9 protein-coding genes are annotated in these 10,763 nt (G+C 66.4%); 3 read left to right on the plus strand and 6 right to left on the minus strand.

The features are described from left to right. Positions 1-67: 67 nt before the first annotated feature. Both AB0M63_RS37010 and eccE read right to left on the minus strand, forming a co-directional pair. A complete protein-coding gene (locus tag AB0M63_RS37010) occupies positions 68-814 on the minus strand; it encodes a hypothetical protein (protein WP_355924217.1) in 747 nt (248 codons plus the stop codon). After that, on the minus strand, positions 814-2,127 hold the full coding sequence (eccE, locus tag AB0M63_RS37015; protein WP_355924215.1) for a type VII secretion protein EccE: 1,314 nt from the start codon (positions 2,125-2,127) through the stop codon (positions 814-816). The genes AB0M63_RS37010 and eccE overlap by 1 nt, the downstream gene beginning before the upstream one ends. Before the next feature lie 228 nt (positions 2,128-2,355). Here eccE and eccB point away from each other — a divergent pair, with 228 nt between their 5' ends. From eccB to AB0M63_RS37030, 3 genes are read left to right on the plus strand one after another with little or no spacing between them, the layout of a single operon-like run. Continuing rightward, positions 2,356-3,888 carry a type VII secretion protein EccB gene (gene eccB, locus AB0M63_RS37020; RefSeq protein ID WP_355924213.1) on the plus strand — a complete coding sequence of 511 codons (1,533 nt, stop codon included), beginning with the start codon at positions 2,356-2,358 and terminating at the stop codon, positions 3,886-3,888. 32 nt (positions 3,889-3,920) lie between these two features. After that, a complete protein-coding gene (gene mycP, locus AB0M63_RS37025; protein WP_366022446.1) occupies positions 3,921-5,180 on the plus strand; it encodes a type VII secretion-associated serine protease mycosin in 1,260 nt (419 codons plus the stop codon). 37 nt (positions 5,181-5,217) lie between these two features. Next, a complete protein-coding gene (locus AB0M63_RS37030) occupies positions 5,218-5,826 on the plus strand; it encodes a hypothetical protein (protein WP_366022447.1) in 609 nt (202 codons plus the stop codon). 19 nt (positions 5,827-5,845) lie between these two features. Here AB0M63_RS37030 and AB0M63_RS37035 read toward each other — a convergent pair whose 3' ends face one another. The 4 genes from AB0M63_RS37035 to AB0M63_RS37050 form a co-directional block, all read right to left on the minus strand. Further along, the gene (locus AB0M63_RS37035) at positions 5,846-6,331 is read right to left on the minus strand and encodes a hypothetical protein (protein WP_366022448.1); all 486 of its coding nucleotides are present in this window, start codon (positions 6,329-6,331) and stop codon (positions 5,846-5,848) included. Between the two features lie 691 nt (positions 6,332-7,022). Then, the gene (locus AB0M63_RS37040) at positions 7,023-9,335 is read right to left on the minus strand and encodes a hypothetical protein (protein ID WP_366022449.1); all 2,313 of its coding nucleotides are present in this window, start codon (positions 9,333-9,335) and stop codon (positions 7,023-7,025) included. A gap of 100 nt (positions 9,336-9,435) precedes the next feature. After that, positions 9,436-9,945 (minus strand): hypothetical protein, encoded by a 510-nt coding sequence (locus tag AB0M63_RS37045; RefSeq protein WP_366022450.1) that lies wholly within the window; start codon positions 9,943-9,945, stop codon positions 9,436-9,438. Between the two features lie 125 nt (positions 9,946-10,070). After that, positions 10,071-10,745, minus strand: a complete 675-nt coding sequence (locus AB0M63_RS37050) for a hypothetical protein (protein ID WP_358849588.1) — start codon at positions 10,743-10,745, stop codon at positions 10,071-10,073. Positions 10,746-10,763 lie beyond the last annotated feature (18 nt).

A 10,763-nucleotide genomic window follows, 5' to 3' on the forward strand; every position in this document is an offset into this window, starting at 1 on the left:
GCGATAGCGGATCAAATCCCCCTGGGGATCCGCCAAATCAGACAAACGGGACGCTTCCGCGGTGAGGTCAGTCCATGCGGCGGGCCACGCCCAGCAGTCCGACCTCCGGGTCCGTCGGCTGAGTCATCACGTACTGGCGGTCCCGCTCGGTGCACCACAGCGTGACGCCGTCGGGCAACGTGGGCAGCGCGTCGAGGTCGGCGCGCGGCAGCCCGATCACACGCCCGATCTCCGCCGCCTCGTCCGGCGACACCCGCTGCACACCCACCAGTCGCGCCTGACGCATCAACCGCGGTGCGACCGGGCTGAGATACGGCAGCAGCGTCAGCACGGACTGCCAGGGCGCCGATGTCACCCGCCCGCGCGGCGGCCGCATACCGCAGTCCCGGACCACCAGCACCGGCGTACCGGCGGAGGCGCCCTGCGGGGGGACGCGGCCGACCTCGTAGACGGCGAGGCCGTTCTGTCCGCCGCCCATCGCGTGCACCATCTGCATCCAGGCCTGCGGCCGTCCCGTCTCTACGGCGACGCGCGCTCCGGTGGCCGCCGCGCGCAGCGCCAGCACCTGGGCCGTCCACAGACCGCTGATGAGCAGGATGTCGTACGGCGTCGGGCGGTTGACCCCGAGCACGGCCGGCCGGCCCTCGGGGTCGATGCCCACCACCACGCCGTCGTCCCCGATGGGCAGCGACAGCGCCTCCACCTGGTCGACGGGCAGTGAGTGGCGGGGGTGGCGGGGGCCGAGGAGGCCGAATCCGGAGCGCAGCCGGGAGGTGAGGCCGTCGGCCGGAGGCTCGGTGGTCGTCGTGGTCATCAGCGGGCACCTCCGAGGGGCAACGTGGCGAGAACGCCGGGGAGTTGTTCACGGTCCAGGCGGGCGAGCCCGGTCCGTGCCTGCCGGGCCGCCTGCTCCAACTCGCGCCGCGCGTCGGTCAGTTCCTGGTTGCTGCGGCCGGTGATCCGCAGATGCCCGGTGAGCGACACGTCCTGCCGCTCCCCATGGGCCAGCGTCAGACTGAAGGTCGTCGCCAGCGCGGGCACCGCCGTCAGACTCGCCACGAGCTGCGCCAACGAGGTGCCGGAATCGCCCAGTTGGGGCCAGCGGCGCACCCAGTAGGTGGTGTGCCGGCGGTTGTCGCAGCGCCAACTGCGGCTGGACTCCTCGGTCCGCCGCTGCGGCGCCTCGCTCCGCCCGGCCTGCGCGGTCACCATCGGGTTGGCGCACGCGGAGGTGGCGATCGCGGCCGTCAGCTCCTCCTCCGAGAGCACGTTGGCCCGCAGACCGGCACCGCTCAGCCGGCTCGACAGATGCTCCGCAGACCGCGCCAGGCACTTCTGCGCGCCGACCAGCCCGCCCCCGCGCGCGGCCACCGCCTCGGGGCACAGCTCGGGGTCGAGCTTCAGCGCGATCCAGGTGATACGGACGGCGGGGGAGCCCGTCTGGGCCTGCAGCGGCGCGTAGTTGCTCACCACGACCGACTGCTGCGGCAGATGCAGCGCGGGCGCGGGCTGCGTGTGCACCACGATCTGCGCCGATTCGAGGCGGATCCCGTCGACTTCGAGGGTGTCCCGGACCAGGCCCACCGGCAGTGGTCTGCGACCGCGCTCGGCACGCAGCGCGCCCGCGTCCGACTCCACCTGGAGCACCGCGGTGAGGAAGTCGCCGTCGCCGACCATCCCGACCGGCCGCTGGTCGCGGTCGTCGCCGCGGTGGTAGCTGTACGTCCGCAGATTCGGGTCGCACTCCACGGCGGGCGCCAGACCCGCGTCGGTCCCCGGCGGCACCGGGGTGCTCGCGGCCCGCCGCACCCGGGACCGCAGCGCCAGCAGCGTGCCCAGCCACTCCGGCAGGGAGCGCCCCCGGCGTCGTACGACAGCGAGCACCACGAGCAGCGCGGCGACCACGACCGCCGGCATGAGCGCCATCGGGCCGATGAGCCAGCCGGACACCACGAACGCGGCCGCGGCCTCCAGCAGCACCAGCCGCTGGGTGGTGAACGAACCTCCGCGCCCCGAGCGCGACTTCAGATGCGGCGTGAAGGAACCGCGGTACGGGCCCGAAACGCTCACATGACCCGATCCCGATGCGGATTGCGATCGCGACCGGTTCCGCGTTGCGGTAGCCATCACTCCAAAACCCCCGAACTCTCCCGAATTCCCTGCGGCATTCCCTGCGCGACGCGCCGCGCTCCGGTCCCCTCAGGGCCCGAGCACCCTACCCGTGACACAAGCACACCCACGCAACAGGCATAGTAGGGGGCGGGTCTGACACCTGAGGTATCAGAGGCAATCGGGGGCGGGGGACGAATCTCCACAGGTCCTCCACGGCTCCGCACGGGGAGAGAGCGGACACAGATGGCATCACGGCGCGATGAACTCAACGCCTACACCTTCGCGAAGCGCCGCACGCTCGCGTCCTTCCTGCAACCGTCCCCGACGGGTTCGGAGGAAGGTGCCCCGAAACCGCTGGGTGCGCTGGTGCCCGGCATCGTCGTGGGTGTGGTGATCCTCGCGGTGTTCGGCGGTATCGGCATGTTCAAGCCGACGGCCCCCAAGGGCTGGTCCGACGTCGAGTCGCACGTCATCGTGGCGAGCGAGTCGACCACCCGGTACGTGGTGCTGAAGACCGGCAAGGAGGCCCAGCTCCACCCGGTCCTCAACATGGCCTCCGCCAAACTCCTCCTGGATCCCAACAAGGACAGCGTGATCACCGTCGACGAGGACGTCCTCGACAACGGCAAGCTCCCGCACGGCGCCACCATCGGCATCCCGTACGCCCCCGACCGCCTGCCCTCCTCCGGCGAGGCCGAGGCGGCGAAGCGCTGGGCGGTCTGCGAGAGCCCCTCCGCCGGCGGTCGCTCCATCCAGAAGGCCGCGTTCGTCTTCTCCAAGAAGGACTGGTCCAAGACCGAGGGCGGGAACAAGCTCTCCGGCGGCGACCTCATGTACGTCGTAGGCCCAGACGGCAAGTCCCAGTACGTCGTCGACGCCAAAGGCACCGCGTACCCCCTCGCCGACCCCTCCGACAACGAACTCCTCAAGGCCCTCGACACCCAGGGCCGCGCCCCGCAGCGCGTCTCCCAGGAGTGGCTCGACACCCTCCACAAGGGCGACCCGATCGCGATCCCGAAGATCACCGACGGGACCCCGGGCGCGACCGCGAACGCCTTCGCCGCCGCGGACATGCGGCCGTACGACAAGGTCGGCGAGGTCATCAAGGCCAACGACGGCCAGGCGCTGAAGTACTACGTGGTGCTGCCCGGCAAGGTGGCCCGCATCTCGGAGTTCACCGCCACGCTCCTGCTCAACAGCGGTGACCTCGTCCCCGTCGGACAGACGGGCGAGGCGCAGCCGGTCAGCCCGGGCGCGGTCGCCGACAGCACGACGTTCGAGGCCGACAAGAACTGGCCGACGTACCGGCCGAAGACGGTCAACGACGGCACCAGCGCCACCAGCGGCCGCAACACGGTCTGCAATGTGCTGCGTTCGGTGGGCAGCGGCAACAAGACCACGCTGTCCACCTGGGCAGGCACCGACTTCCCCGCCCCCTTGCCCACCGGCTCCTCCAGCGCCTACGTGACCGCCGGCTCGGGCCAGCTCTTCCGCCAGGTCATGGGCACCGAGGCCGACGCGGGCCCGGTCTTCCTGGTCACCGACACGGGCCTGCGCTACGCCCTGCAGTCCAACAGTGACAGCGCCACGGACGACAGCGGCATCGGTACGACGGCCAAGCAGCGCAAGGAGGAGCTGAGCGAGGCCAAGATCGCCCAGACCCGCCTCGGCTACGAGAAGGTCACCCCTGCCCCGGTCCCCGCCGAGTGGTCGACGTTCCTGCCGACGGGCCCGCGCCTGTCGGAGGCGGCGGCACGGCAGCCGCAGGGTTCGTAGGCGAGACGGGGAAGGGGAAGGGACCACAACTCATGCTGATCACAAGGATGTTGAGGGTCGCGCTGGCGACGTCGACGCTGGCGGCCGTCCCGCTGTCGCTTCCTGTGTCGCTGGCTCTGGCGACCCCGGCGCGGGCGGACGACGGCCAGTGCACGTTCCCGTCGAAGCAGTACACGGGCCGCCCCTGGGCGCTGCAACGCGTCAACCTGGACGAATTGTGGGCCCAGTCCACCGGCAAGGGCGTCAAGGTGGCCGTCATCGACACCGGGGTCGACGTCAAGAATCCGCAGTTGAAGAAGGCGGTCGACGCGTCGGCAGGCGAGAACCTCCTGCCCACCAAGAACTCCAAGGGCGAGAAGATCGACCGCGGCAACAGCCAGGGCACCACCGACACGGTCGGCCACGGCACGCGCGTGGCCGGCATCATCGCGGCCCGCCCCGCCAAGGGGACCGGCTTCGTCGGCCTGGCCCCCGACGCCACGATCATCCCGATCAAGCAGAACGACGCGGAGGGCGACGGCACGGCCGAGACCCTGGCCACGGCCATCCGCGACGCCGTCGCCAAAGGCGCCGGCGTCATCAACATCTCCCAGGACACGGCGAACGCGATCGCCCCCGCCGACAGCCTCCAACAGGCCGTGGACTACGCCCTCGGCCACAACGTCGTGGTCGTCGCCTCGGCCGGCAACGACGGCCTCGGCGGCACCGTCCAGATCACCTACCCGGCCTCCTACAAGGGCGTCCTCGCCGTCGCCGCCTCCGACCGCAACAACGAACGCGCCTCCTTCTCCCAGTCCGGCGAGTTCGTCGGCGTGGCGGCCCCCGGCGTCGACATGATCTCCACCGTCCCGGGCAACGGCCACTGCTCCGACAACGGTACGAGCTTCTCGGCGCCCTATGTCGCGGGCGTCGCGGCCCTGTTGAAGGCCAAGTACCCCAAGTGGACCGCCCAGCAGATCGTCGCCCAGATCGAACAGACCGCGGAACGCACGATCTCCGGCCACGACCGCCTGGTCGGCTGGGGCGTCGTAGACCCGGTAAAGGCCCTCACGGACGTGGACCCCGAACACCCCGTGGAAACCCCCAAGCCCGAGGGCGGCGTAGCGAAGGGCGAGGCCCCGTCGGTCGCCCCACTGCACTTCGGCGAGACGGCGGACGAGCGGAACACGCGGTTGGGGACGTATGTGGTCGTCGGCGGGCTGGTTGTCGTGGCGGGGCTTGGGGGGAGTGCGGTGGCTTTGCGGGATGCGCGGAGGCGGCGGGGGCGGGTTGCGGGTGGGGTGAGGGATTGATGGACGGGAATGTCAACAAGCTTGTGGCGGGCGGCTGATGGACGCGCTGACCAAGCTGAACATCTTCTGCCTCGTCCTGTCCGCCGTATTCCTGGCCATGGCTTGCGTAAAGGCGGACCGGGTACGCGCGTGGCGGGCCGACTTCAACCCATCGGCTCCGGACATCCCGGACTCTGCCTTCACTCTGGCCCGCCTCCTCTTTGTCACGATCGCCGGCATCGGCATCTACACGAGCGTGCAGGGCTTCGGTGTCGTCGACGACATGTCGTGGAGCGACGACGAGTTGACGAGCGCGGTGCGAGGCGCCACGGACGACCTGGACGGATACACGTACCAGAACGACGAGTCGGGCACCCCGCTCTACTTCGACGACTACGCGTCCCTGATTGAGCAGAAGGTGACCGAGAACGGCGGCGGTGACGCCCCGGAAACAGGTGTCACCACCGAGCCGTCCGACCCCGACACGGAGTCCGACACTCACATCACCGTCACGGCGAACGGCACGGACAAGACGTTCTGCGTGCACGTCGTCCGGACTCGCTCGAAGAAGGACGACTACACGCCGCCGGGCATCGCGGGCAGGGAGGGGACGCTGACCTTTTTCGGGTACCGGTTGGCGGTGGCTATGCGGGAGGGGGCTTGCTGATTTCCGGGATGGTGTCAATTCACGAGTTTTCACTGCATGGCTGTTGTTTCTCGAAAGCGGATGTGTAACCCAGAATCAGATCCTTCATGGCTGATTCGTCCTGGTGCGCAGGCTTGACGGTTTTCACCGCGATGGTGATGTCCTCGTCGCCACTCTCTCCACCGCGGCATTTGACCACCGATACCGCGACGCGGTCCGAATAGGCGGCACTGCCCTGCCGCACGGACTTCGGTTGCTTGACGCCGAACCGGTCCCGCGCGATGTCGTAGGCCGATGCGCCCGCATCCCGGTGTTCTTGCTCCACCGAGAGCACCTTGTCGCCGTCGACACTCGCCTCGCAGGTGGTGAGGGCATCAGGAACCGGAGTGGCCTCGTTCACCGTTAGTTGCTTGCCGGTCGGCATCAGATGGGAAAGCGCGGAGGCGGGAACGGGTATGCCGCACAGCGATGTCGGAAGTGCGTATTCCCGCTTCTGCTCTTCGGAACAGCCGACCGCTGCAACCACAACTACTGCGGCGCAGACGGGCAGTCCAGAAAACCTGAGTCTCAATTCCCGTCACTCTCCGAGTTCCACTGCGCGCCGTCCGAGTGGCTGACGCCTGCGGAGGCGTTAGTTTCGGCAGGCGTCCGTTTTCGCGATGGCCGTTGCGTAATCTTCGATGAACCGCCGCATGTCCGACGCGGCTGAGGCCTGGGTTGCCCGAGCCGTAACCCACAGCGAACTTCCTGAAGATGCCGAAACGGGGCACTCTACTTTACTTACGGCTCCGGTTTTCGAATAAATTACCTGTCCGTTGCCAGTGCTCGCGTCGTCCGGATCGACTTCCAGCGCGGACATGGCCACGTCCCTGGCGGAAACACCGGCTGCCCGCTTCTCTGTGCTGGCTGAGAACACCGTTTCCCCGTCGACTTGGAGTCGGCAGCGTTGAACCCCGACTGCGGACGTCGGCTGTGCGCTGATCTTCTTGCCCGGTGGGAGTACGGGTTCCAGTGCGGAGCTTTCAATCTCGGTGCCGCACAAATCCTTCGGCGTGGCGTACTCGCGTGTGGGTGACGGTGAGGAGCAGGAGACCGAGACGGCAACGAGTAGCGCCGTTCCGAAGGCCATAACCGCATGACGTCCTCTGTTGCCCAAAAGTCCCTGCATTGCGTTTTCCAATACCGTTGGCGATTCTTCCGATGGGATGGGTCCTGGATCAGTCAGGGATCTCGGTATCCATATCCTTGGCCATCGCGTGGATGTCGGTGTTCGCGTCACTGAAACCAGTTGCGGTGCCTTCGCTTACCCAGGTGTCGATCTGATCCGAGTAGTTGGCCCCGTGGGCCTTGGCCGCTTCGCTGGCTGCCGTGTAGTTGATGTTGGTCGTCGTGTCCTTGACCGTCTCCCAACGTGTTGCGATGTCGCTGCCGACCTCTGAACGATATTTACCGGATTCGTCCTTGTAGAAGTCTTCCAGGACCACCGAAGTCACAGTTCCCGCTGCCCCGCCGACAGCAGCACCAACCACGGGACTGGCAATGAAACTTGTGCCGACTCCGACTCCCGTTCCAATAATTCCGGAGATCACGTTCTTTTTCTGGTTCACGGCGTAATCGAAATCGCCGTCCTTTTCGGCAGCCGGGCCGAGAACGGCTTCCTGTCGACCTTGTGCGAGGAGCCCACTGAACTCTCCGGACTTGCGGGAGATGCTCGTAATCGTTTCCTGCGCATCGTGCGGGTAACGCGCGGAATCTGGAAGATCGGGATTCAGGTGGTAGTCCATCAAACTGGATGTGTAAGCCTTCTCGCCCACGCTGAGTGCGCTGTAACCCTCAGGATTCTGGCTGACAGTGGCAAGGAAGCGCGTCACGGAACTGTGGTCCAGCTTTGCGTCTTCACCCGCGAGCGGAAACAGCAGGTTCCATCCAGACTTTTCGTCGCCGACTTCCGGGCCGTCAGCCATGGCTCGATGAATGTCGGGCAGATACTCGGATCCGATCTGGCCGATGCTGTCCGACATGTAGGAGTGGTCTTTAAGTCGGCTGGGATCGTCGGAAATGGAGTTCACGATCTCTCTCATCAGCCCAGCCTGCGCCGCGGTATGAGCCGGTGTGTCCGCTGTCTGAATCTCACCGGCCGGATGCCCCGTGGTGGCCGCTTCCAGTGCCAGGGCCAGATTGTTCTGACCGGTGTGAAGCTCGTCCCCATGAGAGCCCACCTCCTGAGGCCAGTCCCGCTCCTCGAACAGGTACTGGAAGTTGGACAGCGAGACCTTGCCCTTGTTTCCGGCGCCGTCCGTGTCCCGCTCGAACGGGTTGTCCGCATCGTCCTTCGAGACGTACTCCTGGTTGAAGAACGAGGTAGCAGCGTCAGGACTGTTGGACAGCCCCTTCAGATAACCCGTCAGTGGATCGGACCCACTGTCCTCCCCGATCCGGTTCAGCCAGGGATCCCCGCCCATGCGTTGCCAGAATCCGTTACGGTGCTCGCCGTTCCCGGTGAGCTTCCGTTCGGTGGCCATGAGTTCGGTGCCGTAGTCCTTCAGGAACTGGTCGTCGTAGTCGCCGACCCGCATGAGGTTGCTCATGACCTGGAAGCCCATCGGACCACCGTGGTTGCCGTACAGCGGCTTGTCGCCGATGTCGATCATCGTGCGCTTCCACTCGGTCATCCCCGCGGAGTCGCTCTGCGATGCGTGGGCCAGCGTCATGCTCAAGTTGCGCTGCAGATCATCGAACTGGTCGAGCCGTTCGTGGCCGAGTTCGTAGTTTCCCCTGTTGGCATCGGTGAGTCCGGTCCAGAATTCCAGGGTCTTCTGCGGCCCGAGATGCGTGGCGAAACGCTCCGCGAAGAGTTCGTCGGCACCGTACTTCTTCAGCCCGGCGTTGAGTCTGTCGAAGTCCGCGACCGTCAGGTCGTCGGGGTTCTTCTTCGCCAACTCGGCCAGTTCGTCGGCTTCCTTGACGGCCGCGGCCGCGGAGTCCCGGTTCTTGTAGTCGGCATCGGTGAAGCCCAGTTTGCTCTGATCGGCGATGGCTTGGAGGACGGTCTTGGCCGAGTCGTCACTCTCGGTCGCCTTGTCCAGAATCCCCTGGATCTGATCCCGAAGAGCGGTGATGTCGGTCGCGTTGTCCTTGTCCTCTTGGGCACGGCCTTCCGGAGGGACGTTCGTGGTGACCGTGAAACCGCCCTCATAGCCGATGACCGTGAGGTTCTTCTTCCGGCCGCCCTCGATGGCGTCGACCAACTGCCCGTGATAGCTCTTCAGTTCGTCCCGGGTGTCGCTGAGGATGTTGTGAATCGTCCTCGCCTGGGTGTGGGCGTCGGTGAACTCGCCCGCGGTCTTGCCGATGAACTCCTTGGACACCTGGGCGTTCACGCCGGCCCAGTCCGCCTTGTTGGCGGCCTGGTGAAGGTCGTCCTCGGCGTCCTTCTTCAGTTCCTCAAGGTGCCCGACGAGCGTCGACCAGTCGGTGACGGCGTCGTCGAGCAGCTTGAAATTGGCGTCGCGGAGAGCGTCGAGTTGCATTGGTATGTGTCCTTGGAGGTAGCGAGAGGAGAGAGTGTGATATTCGCGCCAATACCCGTACCGGGCAGCGCGGTTGAGCCGCTTTCTGCCCCGGCGGTCACTACTTCTTCTCGCTCTTTTCTCCGTAGATGGGGTTCTTGTCGCCCGGCGCGCCGACCCGTTCGTCGAATCCGGCGTCCAGCACGTCGATGCTGCTCATCTGCCGTTGGACATAGCCTTCGTCGCCGGCGTGCAGCTTCGTGGTGGTGTGCATGTGGTTGGAGATCTGTGCGCATGCGTCCATCAAGGACTTCAGTTGCTCCTCCCACCGGTCCGAAACATGCTGAAGCCCGGCTCCGAGCGCGAAACCCTGCTTCGAGAGATCGCCTGCCGCGGAGTCGCTGGTGGGAACCGCTACGCGAGCCTTGTCCCATAGCTGGTTGTAGAGGGAGTGCGCGGCTTTGCCGATCTTGGCCAGGTCGTCATGCCCGACCTTGAGATCGCCGTACGACGCCGGCAGCACATAGGGCCCATACGTCCCGCCGCCACCGTCGACATGGTTCAACCGCATGTGGGTCGACTGCCTGTCGGCGGCCTGAGCCTTGAGCTGCTCCCACTCTTCCCACGCCATGGGCGGACCCTTCCCCCGTGCTCGACACTCGATGTCGGGTCAAGCTAGCAACCCACCCCGAGTAAAGTCCTGGTCAGGTCCGCAATGTCTTGATTGTCGAGACGTGAAGTTTCGGAGAAGGCGGCTCAGCCGGCCGTGACGGGACGCGCCTTCAGCGCACCCAGCGTCTTCGGCAGACCGCTCTCCTTGAAGCAGCCGATGGTGCTCGCGGCCTTGACCGCGGCCGAGTAGGCCATGCGGATGTTGGCCTCGCGGTACGCCGCGGACTTGGCGGAGTCGGTCGTGCCGGGCGGGAAGGTGTTGACCGTCGCGGTGAGGTAGCTGGGCTGAGGGAGGCCCTGATCGCCCTGGTCGCGGGCGCAAGGAAAGGAAACCCAGGCGTAGTTGTCGGTGGACTTCGTGGAACGCGCGAAGGTGTAGGCGGTGGCTGCCTCGGATGATTCGGTCGCCGCGCTCGAACCATCCCCCTTGGCGGCAACCCAACTGAAACCGACTTGGATGGGGGACCCCGTCTTCTTGCCCACGGCGGTGAACTGGCACAGGTACTCACCGAGGTCGGCGTCTGAGTCGCCCGCGATCGCGTTCAGGTCCTTGACCAGTTGAGTGAAGGTTCCGCTGATGGACTTCCGCTTGACCTCTTGGAACCTCGTCGCACCACTCAACGACCGGAGAGCTTGCGCGGCCTGTTCGTCGAACGCGCCGTCACACACCGAGGCCGCGGTGGCCCGTTTCTGCGGCTGATATCCGTTGTCCTTCGAGCAACCGACCAGTGCCGATGCGCACAGCACGCCGATCGCCACTGCCTGCGTACGGCGAGC

It is taken from the genome of Streptomyces sp. NPDC051576 (assembly GCF_040681835.1).
In the GTDB taxonomy this organism is placed as follows: Bacteria; Actinomycetota; Actinomycetes; order Streptomycetales; family Streptomycetaceae; genus Streptomyces.